This window comes from Bacillus songklensis, from assembly GCF_042649685.1.
GTDB classification, from domain to species: Bacteria; Bacillota; Bacilli; order Bacillales; family Bacillaceae_H; genus Bacillus_BA; species Bacillus_BA songklensis.
Genome location: NZ_JBHRZT010000052.1, coordinates 239,859 through 256,564 on the forward strand (window position 1 = coordinate 239,859; position 16,706 = coordinate 256,564).

The 16,706-nt window shown below is 40.2% G+C and carries 21 protein-coding genes; 3 read left to right on the forward strand and 18 right to left on the reverse strand.

Features of this window, described 5'->3' with window-relative positions; translation table 11 throughout:
• Positions 1 to 48: 48 nt before the first annotated feature.
• From ACFOU2_RS12485 to ACFOU2_RS12540, 12 genes are all read right to left on the reverse strand, one after another.
• On the reverse strand, positions 49 to 1,068 hold the full coding sequence (locus ACFOU2_RS12485; protein ID WP_377915581.1) for a cytochrome d ubiquinol oxidase subunit II: 1,020 nt from the start codon (positions 1,066 to 1,068) through the stop codon (positions 49 to 51).
• 22 nt (positions 1,069 to 1,090) lie between these two features.
• Positions 1,091 to 2,422, reverse strand: a complete 1,332-nt coding sequence (locus ACFOU2_RS12490; protein WP_377915583.1) for a cytochrome ubiquinol oxidase subunit I — start codon at positions 2,420 to 2,422, stop codon at positions 1,091 to 1,093.
• Positions 2,423 to 2,839: 417 nt separating this feature from the next.
• The gene (gene gnd, locus ACFOU2_RS12495; protein ID WP_377915586.1) at positions 2,840 to 3,736 is read right to left on the reverse strand and encodes a phosphogluconate dehydrogenase (NAD(+)-dependent, decarboxylating); all 897 of its coding nucleotides are present in this window, start codon (positions 3,734 to 3,736) and stop codon (positions 2,840 to 2,842) included.
• Positions 3,737 to 4,074: 338 nt separating this feature from the next.
• A complete protein-coding gene (locus tag ACFOU2_RS12500) occupies positions 4,075 to 4,530 on the reverse strand; it encodes a TlpA family protein disulfide reductase (protein ID WP_377915588.1) in 456 nt (151 codons plus the stop codon).
• Positions 4,531 to 4,725: 195 nt separating this feature from the next.
• Positions 4,726 to 5,274, reverse strand: coding sequence for a peroxiredoxin (locus ACFOU2_RS12505; RefSeq protein WP_377915590.1), 549 nt, complete (start codon positions 5,272 to 5,274; stop codon positions 4,726 to 4,728).
• A gap of 468 nt (positions 5,275 to 5,742) precedes the next feature.
• Positions 5,743 to 5,985: a YkuS family protein gene (locus ACFOU2_RS12510; RefSeq protein WP_377915592.1), complete on the reverse strand. Its 243-nt coding sequence runs from the start codon at positions 5,983 to 5,985 to the stop codon at positions 5,743 to 5,745.
• 57 nt (positions 5,986 to 6,042) lie between these two features.
• The gene (locus tag ACFOU2_RS12515; protein ID WP_377915594.1) at positions 6,043 to 7,173 is read right to left on the reverse strand and encodes an N-acetyldiaminopimelate deacetylase; all 1,131 of its coding nucleotides are present in this window, start codon (positions 7,171 to 7,173) and stop codon (positions 6,043 to 6,045) included.
• Between the two features lie 140 nt (positions 7,174 to 7,313).
• Complete coding sequence (gene dapD / locus ACFOU2_RS12520; protein ID WP_377915596.1) at positions 7,314 to 8,024, reverse strand: 2,3,4,5-tetrahydropyridine-2,6-dicarboxylate N-acetyltransferase; 711 nt, start codon at positions 8,022 to 8,024, stop codon at positions 7,314 to 7,316.
• Positions 8,025 to 8,096: 72 nt separating this feature from the next.
• The gene (locus ACFOU2_RS12525) at positions 8,097 to 8,981 is read right to left on the reverse strand and encodes a LysR family transcriptional regulator (RefSeq protein WP_377915598.1); all 885 of its coding nucleotides are present in this window, start codon (positions 8,979 to 8,981) and stop codon (positions 8,097 to 8,099) included.
• A gap of 253 nt (positions 8,982 to 9,234) precedes the next feature.
• On the reverse strand, positions 9,235 to 9,702 hold the full coding sequence (cbpB, locus tag ACFOU2_RS12530) for a cyclic-di-AMP-binding protein CbpB (RefSeq protein WP_377915600.1): 468 nt from the start codon (positions 9,700 to 9,702) through the stop codon (positions 9,235 to 9,237).
• A 288-nt stretch (positions 9,703 to 9,990) separates the two neighbouring features.
• Positions 9,991 to 10,182 carry an antirepressor AbbA gene (gene abbA / locus ACFOU2_RS12535; protein ID WP_377915602.1) on the reverse strand — a complete coding sequence of 64 codons (192 nt, stop codon included), beginning with the start codon at positions 10,180 to 10,182 and terminating at the stop codon, positions 9,991 to 9,993.
• 251 nt (positions 10,183 to 10,433) lie between these two features.
• Positions 10,434 to 10,670: a YkuJ family protein gene (locus ACFOU2_RS12540; protein ID WP_377915604.1), complete on the reverse strand. Its 237-nt coding sequence runs from the start codon at positions 10,668 to 10,670 to the stop codon at positions 10,434 to 10,436.
• A 271-nt stretch (positions 10,671 to 10,941) separates the two neighbouring features.
• On the opposite strand from ACFOU2_RS12540, the gene ACFOU2_RS12545 reads away from it, so the two are divergent.
• A complete protein-coding gene (locus ACFOU2_RS12545) occupies positions 10,942 to 11,178 on the forward strand; it encodes a glutaredoxin domain-containing protein (RefSeq protein ID WP_377915606.1) in 237 nt (78 codons plus the stop codon).
• A 297-nt stretch (positions 11,179 to 11,475) separates the two neighbouring features.
• Here ACFOU2_RS12545 and ACFOU2_RS12550 read toward each other — a convergent pair whose 3' ends face one another.
• From ACFOU2_RS12550 to ACFOU2_RS12565, 4 genes are all read right to left on the reverse strand, one after another.
• Positions 11,476 to 12,003 carry a DUF3993 domain-containing protein gene (locus tag ACFOU2_RS12550; protein WP_377915608.1) on the reverse strand — a complete coding sequence of 176 codons (528 nt, stop codon included), beginning with the start codon at positions 12,001 to 12,003 and terminating at the stop codon, positions 11,476 to 11,478.
• Between the two features lie 88 nt (positions 12,004 to 12,091).
• Positions 12,092 to 12,325, reverse strand: coding sequence for a hypothetical protein (locus ACFOU2_RS12555; RefSeq protein ID WP_377915610.1), 234 nt, complete (start codon positions 12,323 to 12,325; stop codon positions 12,092 to 12,094).
• Between the two features lie 56 nt (positions 12,326 to 12,381).
• The gene (locus ACFOU2_RS12560) at positions 12,382 to 12,726 is read right to left on the reverse strand and encodes a hypothetical protein (protein ID WP_377915612.1); all 345 of its coding nucleotides are present in this window, start codon (positions 12,724 to 12,726) and stop codon (positions 12,382 to 12,384) included.
• 228 nt (positions 12,727 to 12,954) lie between these two features.
• The gene (locus ACFOU2_RS12565; RefSeq protein WP_377915614.1) at positions 12,955 to 14,169 is read right to left on the reverse strand and encodes an EAL-associated domain-containing protein; all 1,215 of its coding nucleotides are present in this window, start codon (positions 14,167 to 14,169) and stop codon (positions 12,955 to 12,957) included.
• 289 nt (positions 14,170 to 14,458) lie between these two features.
• Between ACFOU2_RS12565 and ACFOU2_RS12570 the strand changes: the two genes are divergently transcribed.
• Positions 14,459 to 15,325, forward strand: coding sequence for a metallophosphoesterase (locus ACFOU2_RS12570; protein ID WP_377915616.1), 867 nt, complete (start codon positions 14,459 to 14,461; stop codon positions 15,323 to 15,325).
• A gap of 228 nt (positions 15,326 to 15,553) precedes the next feature.
• Here ACFOU2_RS12570 and crcB read toward each other — a convergent pair whose 3' ends face one another.
• Positions 15,554 to 15,907: a fluoride efflux transporter CrcB gene (gene crcB, locus ACFOU2_RS12575; RefSeq protein WP_377915618.1), complete on the reverse strand. Its 354-nt coding sequence runs from the start codon at positions 15,905 to 15,907 to the stop codon at positions 15,554 to 15,556.
• Positions 15,904 to 16,302, reverse strand: coding sequence for a fluoride efflux transporter FluC (locus ACFOU2_RS12580; protein WP_377915620.1), 399 nt, complete (start codon positions 16,300 to 16,302; stop codon positions 15,904 to 15,906). Before ACFOU2_RS12580 ends, crcB begins: the two co-directional genes overlap by 4 nt.
• 98 nt (positions 16,303 to 16,400) lie before the next feature.
• Between ACFOU2_RS12580 and ACFOU2_RS12585 the strand changes: the two genes are divergently transcribed.
• Positions 16,401 to 16,673, forward strand: coding sequence for a hypothetical protein (locus ACFOU2_RS12585; RefSeq protein WP_377915622.1), 273 nt, complete (start codon positions 16,401 to 16,403; stop codon positions 16,671 to 16,673).
• Positions 16,674 to 16,706 lie beyond the last annotated feature (33 nt).

Here is a 16,706-nt window from a genome sequence, read left to right on the forward strand (position 1 = left end):
CAATAGTAACTCTATTGAGTATATAATAGTTAGTATAGAATGATTTTATCATAATTTTTTACCCTTAACGTAATCTGCATCAAATAAAAATAAACGCATAAGTAAAAATAGAGATGGGATGAGCAGCAGTAAACCTAAAATAAAGGCCGCCACTAAGGTTATCCCCATCGTATCGTTTGTATAGCCGCTGTAAATCGTAATATACGGATCTAAAATATATGGTAAATGGGATGCCCCATATCCAAAGAATGCAAAGAAAAATTGGAACATGACAAAGATAAACGCTGTACCGTAACGACAACGCATCCAAATAAGAACAGACGCAATTAAGAAACAAAGAAGCGACAACATAAACATCCACCAGTAACGATCCAAAATATTTTCAAAATGACGGACGTTATGCTGTTTTAACGAAACAAATACTAAAAAGCTCGCCAAAATGGTCGGCGGACTCCAGAACAAGGCGAAGCGGCGAAGCAATTCAAGTGCTTTTTGGTCATCTGCCCGATGCGCGTAGTATGTTAAAAAACTGGCACTGATAAAGAGCACTGATACAATCGCTAAAATGACGACACTCCAGGAGTAAAAGTTCGTGAACAGTTCCTTTGCTAAAAAGACAACATTCTCCCCTCGTTTTTCAATGAATCCACCTTCTGAAATGGTAAGGGCCGTTGAAAGTGAAGCAGGAATTAACAACCCTGTTGCCCCATACAAAAATAAGTAAAGATTATTATCTTTTGATCCATAATTCCCGAAGGCATAGAACGAGCCCCGAATGGCCAGCAATACAAGAGAAATACTCCCCGGAATCAATAAAGCTGTGCCGTAATAATATGCCGTATCAGGAAAAAAGCCTACAATACCAACGAAGAAAAAGACAAAGAAAACATTTGTCACTTCCCATACCGGGGACAAGTAGCGGCTAATAAGCCGATTAATAATATGATCCTGTTTTGTGACTTTTCCGTAGTAAGCAAAAAATCCTGCTCCAAAATCGATGGAAGCAACAATTAAATACCCATATAGGAATAACCAAAGCACAGTCATTCCCAGCAGTTGAATTTCCATCCGATACGCCCTCCTTTAACTGTTAATCTTTAAAACGATATTCAAGTTCTGCTTCTGCCGGATTATTGAGAAACATTTTTCGAAGGACAACCGTACAAACGATACCCAGGACAATATAAAGTCCAAGGAACAGCCATAGTATAGCCTCTACACCGTCTGATGTTGTCGCCGCTTCCGGCACTTTCATATATCCTCTTAAAATCCAAGGCTGACGCCCCACTTCAGCTAATATCCACCCTAATTCAATGGAGATCATTGCAAGCGGCCCGCAGAGCACAATGGCCCGCAATAACCATTTATTATGCATCCACTCTTTTTTCCATCTTGAAAACATGACGAATAATAATGAGACAAGAGTCATGAATCCCGCAAACGATACTTTAAAATCAAATAGATAATGAATGTACAAAGGCGGTATCTCGTCTTTCGGAAACTCGTTTAACCCTGTAACTTCTCCATTAAAATCGCTCAATGATAAAAAGCTCAGCATTTTCGGCAAATGAATGGCATATTTCACTTCTTGTGATGCTTCATCAAGCGTACCGAATAAAATCAGATCGGCTCCTTCTTCCGTTTCAAAATGCCACTCCAGCGCCGCTAATTTTTCAGGTTGATATTCAGCAAGAAACTTCGCTGATAAGTCACCGGCAATCCCTGTTAAAATCACAAAGACAAAGGCGGATGTGACCGTTAAACGCAGTGCTTTTTTCGTATAATCCGTCGCTTTGCCGCAAAGTATTTGGAAGGCTGCAATCATCGCAAGAACAAATGCAGATGTTAAATAGGCGGTTGTAAGCACATGGAATGTTTTTGTTGGTGTAGCAGGGTTAAACATCGCCTGGATCGGATCGACCGTTTTAATGACACCATCCACTAATTCAAATCCTTGCGGTGTGTTCATAAACGCATTCACTGTTGTAATGAAAAATGCCGATAATGATGAACCGATAATGACTGAAATTGAAAGGAGCCAGTGATAAATCGGCTTTTTAAATCGATCCCACGTATATAAGTAAATCCCCAGGAAAATCGCTTCAAAGAAGAATGCGAATGTTTCCATAAACAATGGCAGCGCAATGGCCTGCCCTGCAATTTTCATAAAACTTGGCCATAAAAGGGACAACTGCAATCCGATACACGTGCCGGTTACGACTCCAATCGCTACCATGATCGTAAAACCGCGTGTCCACCGCCTGGCCAATAACATATAATGCGAATCATTCTTTTTAATCCCAATCCATTCAGCCACCGCGATCATAACAGGCACACCGACACCGACAGTTGCAAAAATAATATGGAAAGCCAATGTTAATGTCGTTAGCATGCGGCTCAACATAACGCTATCAAATTCCATCTTTTCCCCACCTCATTTTTCAAATCATTACTTTTTTAATTTCACTATAGTGATAGTTTAAAACTGGTTAAAAGGGCTTTGTTGAGAAGCTTTGAATATTTTGTGAGTAATTTCACAATTTTTTGTGACTAACTCTTTCTAAAAGAAAAAACCTTCCTGTAAGCTTGACTGTCCAAGAAGGTTTTCTCTATATCGTATTTGGTTGTTTGTACATTTATTCCTTCTTATCTATTCATAGAGCAGCCATTTCAGAATGTTAAGGAGGTTAACTTCCAAATTCCTTCCAGCAATATAAAACATGTTTCAAATCAAATAAAGCGTCAGGAAAACCCTTTGTTTTACTGGATTCTCCATGACGCTTCATTTGAAGGAATGTTCTGAAACGGCCTGCTTTTGGCCGTCTTAGAACATTCTCTTTTATTTTTTCTCTACAGCGTGGCCGCCGAATTCGTTGCGGAGAGCCGCTACTACTTTACCGGTGAACGTATCTTCTTGTAAAGAACGATAACGCATTAATAAAGACAATGTGATAACCGGTGTCGGTACTTGAAGATCAAGTGCTGTCTCCACTGTCCATTTTCCTTCTCCTGAAGAATGCATGATACCTTTAATCGCATCAAGTTTTGCATCTTTAGAGAAAGCTCGCTCTGTCAGCTCAATTAACCAAGAACGAATAACCGATCCGTTGTTCCAAACGCGTGCAACTGCTTCGTAGTCATAGTCAAACTCACTTTTCTCAAGCACTTCAAATCCTTCAGCAATCGCTTGCATCATCCCGTATTCGATTCCGTTATGAACCATTTTTAAGAAGTGGCCGCTTCCAGCTGGTCCTGAATATAAATAACCGTTTTCCACGTTGATATCTTTGAAGATTGGCTCGATTGCCGCAAATACTTCTTTGTCTCCGCCAATCATCATACATGCTCCGTTACGGGCCCCTTCCATACCGCCGCTTGTTCCTACATCAAAGTAATAAATGCCTTGTTCGTTCGCTTCTTTTGCACGACGAATAGAATCTTTATATTGAGAGTTACCGCCTTCAATGATGATATCTCCTTCTTCTAAAAGACCAATTACCTCATGGATGACGTTTTCTGTTAACTCGCCTGCAGGTACCATTGACCATACAATTCTTGGCTTTTCTAATTGAGTGATTAAATCTTGAATAGATGAAGCAGGGGAAGCTCCTTGTTCTGCTGCTTTTTGTACCGCTTCTGCGTTCACATCATACGCTACTACAGAGTGCTGGTGATCCATTAAATTCAATACGAGGTTTGCCCCCATTTTTCCTAAACCGATCATACCTAACTTCATATGATTAAAAAACCTCCAACTCTTATGTAAGATACCTAAAAAAGCATCTAGGTTATATTATACAATAAACCATTCGACAAAAATCGTCTTTCTTCGTGCTTTTTTACAAATGTGCCATGTTTCTTTCCCTTCTCTTAAAAGTTTACCTCTAAATTTACATAATTAAACAAGAAAAGAGCTGAAGTCTGTGCAAGAACAGGCATCTATGACAGCATCCTGCCAAAGTATGAAAAAAACGGCCCTCCATCTCACACCAAAAAGGGTGAGATGGAGAACCGTTTATTGACTCATTTTTCTTTTTTTGCAAGGTTTTCGCTGTTTCAGAATGGTTCGCTCTTTTACTCTGCTGCTTCTGTTTCAGCTAATACGCGGTTAACGCGTTTTTCTAACATTTTCATTCCGCTGCCGCCCGCTTGGAAGTGGCGAAGCTGACCTGTTTTATCAAATACATAGTAAGCAGGAACGTATTGGTTTTCGAACGCATCTGTCAATTTATGCTCGCTGTCAACGAAAATAGGTTGCACAATATTATGCTCTTCCGCCACTTTCTTGATTTCCTCGATATTTAAGTCATTTTCAGAGCGCGGCATATGAACTGCTACCACATTTAATTTATCTTTATACTGATCGCGAAACTCATTGACTTGCGGCATCGCTTCTTTACATAAATGGCAGCTGATAGACCAGAAATGGATAAGTGTTGGCTTTTCACCAATTAATTCTTCCTTTGTTACTTGTCCGTTTAACCATTCAGTAGCACCTGTTAATTCAGGCATTTGCTCACGTAACTTCATCGATGTCTCCTCCTTAAATCGATATTGTTTTTGTTCACATTGCTTTGTAATGTCTACTACTCATAATATGTTCCAAATATTATGAGACGGTCCAAGGGCGGAGGCTGACCCCCAAAATGAGAGTCGGCCTCTTTTGGAATCGCCTCGTACGTTCAAAAAAAGGTCTAACATAGTGTTAGACCTTTTTGATTATCATTAAACGCTTAATGTAGCTTGTCCTGGTTTCCAGTTAGCCGGGCATAAGCCGCCAGTTTGTAACGCTTGAAGAACGCGTAATGTTTCATCAACGTCACGGCCGATGTTGTTATGGTTAACAACAGAGTACATTAATTCACCTTCTGGATTGATGATGAATAAACCGCGAAGCGCAATACCTTCTTCTTCAATTAAAACGCCATACTCACGAGATACAACATGGTTTGTATCAGCAGCTAATGGGTATTTAAGATCACCTAAACCGTTGTCTTTACGGTCTGTTTTAATCCAAGCCAAGTGTGTGTGGATTGTATCTGTAGAAACACCGATTACTTCAGCATCTAAATCTTCGAATTCATCGTAACGGTCAGATAATGCTGTAATTTCTGTTGGACATACGAAAGTGAAGTCCATCGGATAGAAGAATAAAACCGTCCATTTACCGTTCTTCATGTTTTCTTCTAGGCTTACTTTACCGAATTCCTTGTTCGCTAATACAGCATCCATTTCAAAGCGTGGAGCTTGTTTACCTACCATACGTTCTGGCATAGTTAAATCCCTCCAAATTAAAATTTAAATGAGAATATGTAATGTGAATTCTCATTTAGAGTTCCCATTCACACTTCTGATTATAAGGCAATCGCTATTTTTAGTCAATGTTAAATGATAATTAATTTAAATAAAAATCCTTTGAAGCGATCGCTGAAAAACATTACATAGATGTTATGCCCATAACAAGATTGGAATAAACGGTAAAATATAAAAAATCATTTGCAGGCCGGCCCGAGAAAAAACTCTCCAATAAGTAGTGTAACATTTCCAAAAAAGGTAATAAACTAATGTGCTCTTAAAACAGGCAGTTTTTTGAAGAGCTGTTTTTACGTTCTCTAAAAAATCAATAGGTTTGGTGTATGATAAATGAAAGCTGCCATTATAAATACAATAAAAAATGCTGGAGGCTCTTCCCCAGCATTTTTTTATGTAGCCAAAAACCTCAAACGGTTTTCGACATGTTCATTAGCGAAGCTTGCTTTCGATTTGTTGACATACTTCTTCGGCAGTTAACCCGTTCGCCTCGATAACAGGTCCTGCTATCACCGCGTTTGCAATACCCATAATGTTTGAGTCCAGACCTGTGATAACGCAGCAGTCACAGCCTTGGACATCACTTTCTTGACGAAGCTTCACAACATCATATCCTCTTTCCTGAAGGGCTTGCTGTACGTTTGTTAAACTTCCTTCTACACCGATTTTTGCCATGGTTCATCCACCTCCTCACTTTCCTAATGTGTCCCCAGAAGAGGTGAATTATACCATTTATCGGTTTGCTTTCTTCGTCAAATACTGAGTCAACAGTGCAATAGCCGTCTCGATAGCCTGTTCGTCAGGCTGCAGTTTCGCGTGATGAAGGCCGTATGGCGATTGGACGCCAAGCCAGAACATGAATCCCGGAATTTCTTTCAGCATATAACCGAAATCTTCACCTGTCATAGCTTCTCTGCATTCAATCAGAGTTACATCCGTCTCGCTTTGGACAAAGTCCATAAATTCTCGGGTAATTTCATGGTGGTTATATACTTGATGATACATGCACCCATAATCAATTTGAGTTTCGCATTGGTAGCCGACTTCAATTCCTTTTACAAGCGATTCGATTCTTTCTTTTACACGAATCATCGATTCAGGTGATAAAGTCCGAATCGTGCCCTCCAGCCTTGCGCGCTCTGCGATAATATTTTGCACTGTCCCGCCGGTAATTTTCCCGATTGTGATCACCGCGCTGTCAAGCGGATCCACATTCCGTGAAATAATGGTTTGCAATTGGCCTACAAGCGAGCATGCCGCAATAACCATATCATTTGTTGTATGCGGATAAGCAGCGTGACCGCCTTTTCCTTTTAAATCAATGAACAATTCCGATGTATTGGCAAACAGCAATCCTTCCTTTACAGCAATCGTTCCAACGGGATACTCAGGGGCAATATGTAACGCGATCATCAAATCAGGCTTCCATTTTTGCATAACATCACTCGCAAGCATAGGTTCTGCCCCGCCTGGTCCTTCTTCAGCCGGTTGAAAAATGAATAAAAGGTCATCTTGTACCGGATGATGAACAAAGTGAGTCAGGACCCCCAAAGCAATACTCATATGGACATCATGCCCGCACGCATGCATAAACCCTTCATGTTCCGATTGAAACGTGTAATCGGTTTCTTCTGTAATCGGAAGCCCGTCAATATCTGTGCGGTAACCAATCAGCTTCGTTGGATTGGTTCCATGGATCTTTGCAAAAATGCCCGTTCTCCACGTTTTGATACTTAAACGCTCCTGCGGCAAAGCTTCAAGATAGCCCAACAAAAAGCGCTGAGTTTTAAATTCCTGAAACCCCAGTTCCGGAATTTTATGGAGCTCCCGGCGAATCGCCACAAACGGATGCAATGTTTCCATCTGCCGTTTCCTCCTTACATGCTATCGTGATTCTTTCTCTTCCCTACTCATAAAGCCCTGCCGTTGAGCAGGGCTTTTAAAGATACTTCTCATTTTTCTGCATAAAAGATATGACGGGTGTTTTCTACCCGCCCTATCTTTTATAGCTGGCGAAGCTCTTGTTTGATCTCTGTTTTTGATTTTGTTTTTTCATCAATTTCTTTAATCACACGAGCTGGCGTGCCTGCTACAACTGTGTATGGAGGAACATCATCCACTACAACAGCTCCTGCTGCGACAACCGCACCTTTACCTACTGTTACACCTTCTAATACAACCGCATTTGCACCGATTACAACATCATCTTCCACAACAACCGGTTTTGCTGAAGGCGGCTCGATTACGCCCGCTAACACCGATCCGGCACCGATATGGCAATTTTTCCCCACTGTCGCACGTCCGCCAAGCACCACATTCATATCGATCATTGTGCCTTCGCCGATTACTGCCCCGATGTTAATAGAAGCACCCATCATAATAACGGCATTATCACCGATTTCTACTTGATCGCGAATGATGGCACCCGGCTCGATACGAGCTTTAATTCCTTTCATATCTAATAAAGGAATCGCTGAGTTGCGACGGTCGTTTTCTACCACATAATCTTCAATTTTTTCTTCGTTTGCTTGAAGTGCCGCTTGAATATCTGTCCATTCACCAAACACTACGCCAGTGTTTCCTGTAATAAACGCTTTTGATTCGGCACCGAAATCAATACCTTCTAATTGACCTTTCACATATACTTTTACAGGTGTTTTTTTAACGCTGTTTTGAATAAATGCAATAATTTCGTTAGCATCCATCATTTTCATTATGTATATCCTCCTTGGGTTCCCTATGTGCTATTCCTTTAATGTATCAAAATGTCTGATTGATGACAAGTATCATTGTATGACTTTTCCTGTTTCAAACTCCTTTACAACTTCCAAAAAGGCTTTTACTTGTTTTAGCTGAAAGGCTGATTCATAACCGATTAACCACGTATCTCGTGAAAGAGGCTGCTGATGCTCATCGAGCAACGGGATTTTATATACATCCTGATCATGCTCTGTTAAAGCAATGGAAGGCAAAATGGCAAAGCCGATTCCGTTGAGCGCCATTTGCTTACATGTTTCAATTTGGTCGACCACAATGGTGCGTGTTGGAGTTGTTTGAAACTGTCGAAGCCACCAGTCCTGTATCTCTTGATAATAGGTAGAATCACTCTTGAATTGAATAAAAGGCTTTTCGCTCTTGAGCACATCTTCTACCCGCCTGATTTCTGTATCCACTAAATATAAAGTGTCTGTCAAGATATGCTCTTTTACCCCTTTCCAATCAGGGTTTCCACGTATAATGCCAAGATGGACTTCATCTTCGTACAAATAATTCACCATTTCACTGCTCCATCCTGTCACAAGCGAGATTTTGGCATAAGGATATCTCTTAACAAACTGTTTTAACACTCTTGGAAGCCAATGCTGTCCGATAATAGAGGCAACAGCAAGCTTTAAGGTTCCGTATACTTCTTTATCGAGCGCCTCCAGTTCTTCCCGTACTTTCTCTTCTTTCTCCACTACTTCCTTGGCAAATTGGATAATTTTCTCTCCTGCTGGCGTTAATGATAGCCCCTTTTGTGAACGGACAAAAATTTGTGTATTCCAAGCTTTTTCAATTGTCTGTAACCGCTGCGATAAAGCGGGTTGTGAAACAAACAAACGCTCAGATGCTTTCCTCATATTCAACTCTTGTGCCAGCACAACAAGCATTTTGCATTCAATCAGCTGCATAACATCTCTTCTTTCTTATAAGTTCTCCTTATCATGCTAGACTTTAACATAGCTTAACCTTAATATAAAGCGCTGCAAAGAGAAAAATAATATGCTTATTTGGGAAACATTTGCATATGAAAGGGGTGAAGACTGAGTACGCGGCGTCCTGTATCCTAAAAAAGCAATTGCCCTTTCCGTCCATGTCTTCCATCCAACAACATAAACGAAACAAAGCAATCGCTTTAAATAATCTTTTTTTCTGTGCTCACGCCTAGTCGGTATGGCTTCCTTTTTTCTCTTTTGCCTGTAATTTTAACTGCTGATTGATTTGCTGCAAAAATGCACGGCGGGTCAAAATACCCTCAAATACGTGATTTTCGTCTTCCACGCAAACAAACGGGTGATTTATCATTAGATTTAAACCTTTATATACATTATCCTCTAAGTGCAGACGCGGGATATCTTTATTCATCACTTCTTCAACCTTCATATGTTCAAGGCGTTCAAATTCAACACGTTCCAATCCTAAGATGGAATCCAAAATCATTGTTGTGCTGATTAGGCCATGCAGCTTAAACGTCGGATCTAATACCGGTACAGCTGTATAGCCTGTTTTTGTTAAGACAAGAAGCGCATGTTCTAAATTGTTTCCTATTTGAACATGGGCCACTTTATCTGCCGAAATTAATAAATCTTGAATGGACGTTGTCGAAAACGCCCCGCTAAAAATACTAACCATTGTGGTCTCCCCCCGATTCTCTCTTGCTTATTTGAGTAATTTAAGATTTCTACTTTATTTTGCCCTCTCCGTGTAATTATCATTTTTTTCGCTGCTCACGTCACGCATCGATGTAAGCGTTATCATTAATATAGTATACAAAAAACGCCTTAAAATGGTTTCCGAACAACTAAATTTTTTGACGGTAAATATGTCGCCTTTATCTATTCCCTTTAAAGCATAAGTGTAAACGGAAAAATAAAACAAGCTATTACATCTGTAAATAGCTTGCAGCATTATGTATCAATTTTACATTTCTCTAAGCCGGCTATATAGTGAAGCTATTTTTTGATATTGATGAATATCTACTGACTTTAATCCTGTTTCAATGTCCAACATATGACTGCTTACTACTTCTAACGCATATTCTTGCTCAAACAGTAAGTCTAATAAAAGCTCAGCTTCCTCTTTGGATAGCAATACAGAACTATTGTTATTCATTTACTCGATCCCCCGCTTCACTCCAGAACGCATGTGGCCCTATACAATATCTTACTTCTAGTCTAGGGGGTTTTGCACATAGTGTCAACATAAGGAGGACGACAATTTCGTTAGGAAAATTACACATTTCGACGTTTTCCCGATGTAGATGTTGTTTGGCTCATTTGTGCAAAATACACGAATAAGACAAGCACTAACACTGGACCTTAATATAGCCGACATATAAAAAAGCCCCATGAAGACATAGGACTTTAGTTAATTAATTCGAAGATTTCGATCGCAATCATATCGATATTATCGAACTGATATGATTGTGGTTTTTCCCCATCTTGATATACTTCCAATTCATACGTTTCTGTTTTGGCATGAAATTTCACGCTGCAAATACGCTGTCCATTCACTTCAAAAAAACGCTGTGGTACTTCGCCGCCGCTTGCTTGCTCACGGAGATTAATAAGACGAGTTAAAATGCCTTGTAACTGTGACATATCGATACTCCTTTCAGCTATGGCATAGTTAATCTATCTATGCTTAGCTTTCACTAACATTTTCTTTCTATCCACGTTACTTGTTCATATATAAAAGACACATTCACAACTATAGGGTACCGAGACAAAAAACACAAGTACTTTCTCATATTTTATCGTCCAAGTGTACGATATTTACTTTTCCACTTGAATGAAAGCACTCGCATTGCTTATTTTTTATTTTATACTATAATGAAAAAAGCTTTGCTATTCTTACTAAAGGAGTTTTGAAATGAAACAAGTGGAAGTCTATACACAACCTTCATGCCCGCCGTGTCAAATTGTGAAAGAATTTCTGAAACATCATCAAGTATCATATATAGAATATGATATTACAAAAGATGCCAAAGCAAAAGACCGGATGGTGAATGCATTCCGTGCCTATTCAACGCCAACGGTAAAAGTAGACGAGGAACTCGTGATTGGGTTTGATTTAAAAAGATTAGAAAGTTTGCTTGGGCTTTCTTAAAAAAATCGCCGATTGGCAAGCCCGTAAAGGGGAAAACAGAGGCCTAGTCGGCCTTATACTTCACACTTTAAATTGACAGCTGCTTCGAATTGAGTCCACCGTTGCCGATTTACGTCTTTCTTAACGCAAATCAAAAGGGGATGACTCAAAAGGCCGCCCCTTCATGTGACAAAAATCTTTTAATAAAAGGAATCGTTATGCAAACCCTTGATTTCAAAGGATTCTCCATGACGATTCCTTTGTGTGGTTTTGGGAAATCATATTCTCACTCGTTTGGCTATAAAGCAATTCCTTATCTTACAACGACTGTAAATTTTTTGAAGATGTCACCTCTTTTGGTACCTCTTCACTATATACATACTGCTCAATCTTCCAGCTTGAGTGTTGTTTCCTTAGCACCATCAATTCATAATGGTCTCCGTATGTAACGGGACCGTCGGTTACTGCCGGAAAATGTTCATATACATATATTTTTTGATGTTTTGGATCGTACATAACATTTGTCAAATCGTCATATGAAAAGTATGGAATATAATAAAGAGCATAATCCGAACCATACGTAATATATCCTTGCGCTTCTTTCACCAGATTTTCATCCAAAAAACGCTGAATATAAGATGAATCAAAATAAGGGGACAATATGGAAACCGCCTGTTGTTTGGTGACATGTTTTTCTCCCAGCTTCACCTGGGCTTGAAAACCTGCGTGCAATATTTCAAACACCCGCTCACGTGTCGGCTGCTGCACTTTGGCTTTAGCAGGTTGAATCATGATGAAACTTAATAATAGAAACACGCTTACAATGACAGCTGCTATCTTCTTCATGTGACACCCCTCCATTAATAAGATGTTGCTTCTTGTATACCCTTCTTTGCTTTATACAAACAAGATTCCGGTCTATCTTTTAGAATTTTTAATAATATAAGGCTGTGACATACGCAACAATGGCTAGAATAGCTAAAAGAAATAAGGTCCAAGCAATGAAAATAGGGTTACGAATATAAGGATGAGCCTGTACCCGCTCATTTAATTTTGTATCCAGCTCACTTTGTAAATACTTCTGATTTCTCGCTACCACATACGTATAAATCAATCCGACAACAGCGATTAGAAAAATAATCAAGCTCAAAATCATCATCATGCTCATAGCAATTCTCCTTTCCTTTTCTATACTTTTTTCTATTTTTCCGTTCTTAGACGCATCTATTCCAAGAGAAGCCAAATTTTATGACTTTCGCCAGAGAGAACTGCCGTCAAAGTTTTAGGCAGACAGCGGGAATCGTTTGTACTAAAAGAACCCGGCAGAAAAATCCATGTTTTTGTTGGATTTCTCGTACCGGGTCCTTTTCGCCATGTAAAAAAGCATAGATTGTATCTGGAAATTTTCTCGCCGTTTCCGCTTTTCTTCGTTGTCCAGCTGCAGCGGCTAGGGACTCGCGTCGCTTCACCTTCTTCCTCAGAAGCAAAGAGCGCTTCTGGTGAAGAAGCTTCCAGCGCGTGTCGTCCCTGGGCGAGCCGCTTCCGCTTTTCTTCGTTGTCCAGCTGCACGAGCCAGCTCCTACGGTCATTTTCGAAGAACAGGATGTTCAAGCGTCGACGTTGGTCACAGGACGTGACCGTTCTTAGTCGACGATCCTTCAAATGAAGCAAAAAGCGCTTCTTTGTCAGGAGTTCCAATGCCCTATGGAGGAGAGCCATGGATGGCGAAGGTTACAGCGTTGCTCACAGGACGTGAGCGTTTTTAGCTGTAACTTAGCTCGTTCCGCTTTTCTTTTGTTATAATGCGTCTCGTTCGTATAAAAAAGAATAGGGTAAATCAATGAACACATAATGATGAGAATCAATCGGATAAGAAAACGTGCGAATACTCTCTCCTGATTCGATGTCGCTGTATAAATCGGACAGAATTCCTTTTTGTTCGTGACTCATTCGGATAATGTTTTCGAGGAAATATGGACGCCAGCTCCAGTTTTTATTTACATACCGAGGTTCAAAATTCCAGGACTCCTCTTTTTTGAGAATATTTGCAGATTGTTGGAAACCGTTTTCATCACAAATGTAAATACGAAAGCAAACATCTGATAATTCACGGGCCATAACGGCAATCATCTCATCATAGGAAGTAAGCTTTTTACATTTTGGTATTAGCTGTTGCAATTTCACCTGGAAGCATTGAGTCAAATTATGAATAGCAAGCAGTTTCTTTTTCTCCTGGGCAATAAAGCTCCGAAACTGTTCTTTCAGCTTATCTTTTAACAAATCAGCAGGCACAAAAGCAGGCGAAGGTTTGTGAAGGTAGAAGCCTTGGAAATAACGTCCTCCGTTTCTCCATGCATATTGAAGTTGAAAAGAGGCTTCAATATCTTCATACAGGAGCGTGGCCCCGATTTTGCGTGCCAGCAAGGCTAACGAATAAAGGACATCTTGATATGATTGAGTCATCGCCGTTTTGCGCAAAATATGTAAGTCTATTTTCAAAATATCAGGAGAAAGCAATCCGATGCGATCTAAATTACTGCTTTCCTTACCGATATTATCAATCGCTATTTTAATCCCGTATGTACGGTAATAAGTAAGCAAATGATCCAATTGGTCGATATCTCCGTTAAAATCATGCTCCGTAATTTCTAGAACGATCTGGCTTAAAGAAAGCCCTCTTTCTTCAAAAGAACGCAAGAGTGCCAGAAGCGATTCCCCGTGATCCTTCATCAACAAGTTCGTATTTTGATTGATAAATATTAGACTCGTCTTATCCTCTTCCTCTATAATATAATCTAAAGCCTTTGCTAATACGACTTGATCTACTTCAATACGGTATTCATCTGGAATCGCATCATCGTGAAAAAATGGGCCAAGACTTTCTGCTTTGTCTTCTGTTTGAAATCGCCCTAATACCTCATATCCAATAATCTTATGAGCATCAGCCGAAAAAATAGCTTGATAGTATGGTATGACTTGATCTAGGTTCGTTAAAATATCTAATGGATCCACACGAACACCACCTTCCCATATAATAAAAATAGTATAATATGGCTGTGGCGATTACGCTAGTGTTTCACCTGATTTCCCAGGTCTTAGAAAGGATGTTGACTCAGCCGTTGGCCTCCATCCATCGTGATACATTCCCCATTTTATCTTTTTCTTCTCTCTATATCCTGTATTCTTCTCGATCTCCGATCAGCGTCTGAAGAACTGACTTAATAGTTTTACAATTGAGGCACATGAAAAAAGAATGCTATAATAGGTAGGCATGAAAACTAAGAGAAATAGGTTGATTTTTATGAAGAAAATATACACTAGGCGAACCTTTTTGAAAAGGGTCGCTGCTTTTACGGCAGGTACCTTTTTGACTTTCGGCTTCGGATATATGTATGCGCGATATATCGAACCAAGACAACTTGACGTAGTAGAACGGACCCTTACCTCTAAAAACATACCAAAAAGTTTTCACGGTATGAAAATTCTTCAGTTCAGTGATATTCACCTCGGACTTTCCTATGACTTACCACTATTAAAACGTCTCGTGGAAAAACTGAATGCCTTAAGCCCGGATATCGTGTTGTTTACAGGTGATTTGATTGATATACCGAATGAATACCCCTATATCAATCAAATTTCGCCCATTCTTAAGCAAGTCCATGCACCTCTAGGCAAATTTGCCATTTTCGGCAATCACGATCACGGCGGATATGGAACGGAAATGTACAAACAAATTATGCATGAATCCAAGTTTACCCTCCTGGTGAATGAAATAGCCCATATTCGTTTAGTGGACAACAGCTATATTTCCATCTGCGGGTTAGATGATGTCCTGCTTGGCAAACCGCAGTATGATCAAACACTCCGACAATTATCGAGTGAGGTATTTTCTATTGTGATGGTCCATGAACCCGATGTTGCACAAAAAATTGCACTCTATCCTGTCGACCTTCAGCTTTCGGGTCACAGCCACGGGGGACAAATTCAAATTCCATTTTACGGTCCATTGATCACCCCTCCATTATCTACCATCTACCAAGAAGGCTCATACAAAGTGGGAGAGGCAAAGATGCAGCTCTATGTCAATCGCGGACTGGGGACAACAAGGCTTCCGTTTCGTTTTTTGGCTAAACCTGAAATTACCATTTTCACCTTAAAACACGAGTGAGGAATCTGATTCCATTACTCGCATTGAAAAAAGAAGCTGTCCCATAGGCTTAAGATAGACAGACAGCAACGTTTTTACTGAAAGGACCCGGCAGAAACATCCTTGGTTTTGTTGAATATCACATGCCGGGTCCTTTCAGGGGATGGTTGAAAGGGTAGGCTTTTTTATCTTTTTTTGAATCATCCCCCTCTTGCCACAAATCATTATCAAGAATTTTACCGAGTGAAGTTACACTCTATATCCCAACATAAAGAAGATCGGACAAATAATCATCGTGATGATGACATAAATAACGGCAGTCATCATGGCCCTTTTTTTCATATAGGAGATTGATTCGATCACAAAGGTGGAAAATGTGGTGAAAGCACCGCAAATGCCTGTTGTCAGAAAAAAGGTATACCAAGCATTCACAGGCATCTGTAACCCCATGAGCCATCCCAAAAAGAAGGAGCCTATTAGATTAATGATAAAGGTACCAATCGTTAACTGTTTGATTTTATACCCTTTCAAATATTCTCCTATCACATAGCGCAAGACCGCCCCGATCGCCCCTCCAAATGCGACTGCCAATATCGTACTCATGGCTGCTCTCCTTTCTGTTGTTTATAAGGAATTCTCATTCCGATGGCATAACCGGCCCACCCTACCAACAATCCGCCGAATAGAGAAAGAAACAAGTAAATCATACTCTTGAGCCCATCTCCTTCCATTATATAAAGATTAATCTCACTCGAAAGAGTCGACATGGTCGTAAATCCTCCGCAAAATCCAGTACCGAGTAAAGGTCTTAAGGCTTCATCCAAGAAATGCGCTGCCCACATGGCCGTAAGCATAGCCAATAAGAAGCTTCCTGCAAGATTTGCTGTTAAGGTAGCAAACGCAAATTCTTTCTGTGGTATAAAGAATGTAAGCAAATAGCGTAATACCGCCCCAATTGCTCCTCCACACGCCACTAGTACAATTGTTTTACTCTTCATCTGTCGAACTTCCTTTCCATTTTACACTTAGACCATGCTCATTCATTACAACATGGCCATACACTATTAAGACAAAACACAAGGAGGTTTTCTCATTTATGTATCCATACGGTTATTATCGTGGTGGAGCCCCTTACGGCGAAAGTCGATTCTTTGCTTTTCCATTTCTTGGAGGACTGGCAGGCGGGTTGTTAGGAGGGCTGGCAGCCGGTGCGTTGATTGGTCGTCCTGGATTTTACGGTGCTCCTTTTCCTTATTACCCTCCATATCCTGCAATCCCTTATGGCGGATACGGTGCATATGGCGCTCCTTATGGTTCCCCTGCGGCTATCTATAATACGTATTATACCGCTCCTCCTCTATACAGGTAAAAAAGATGTCGAGACCTGATGTCTCGACATCTT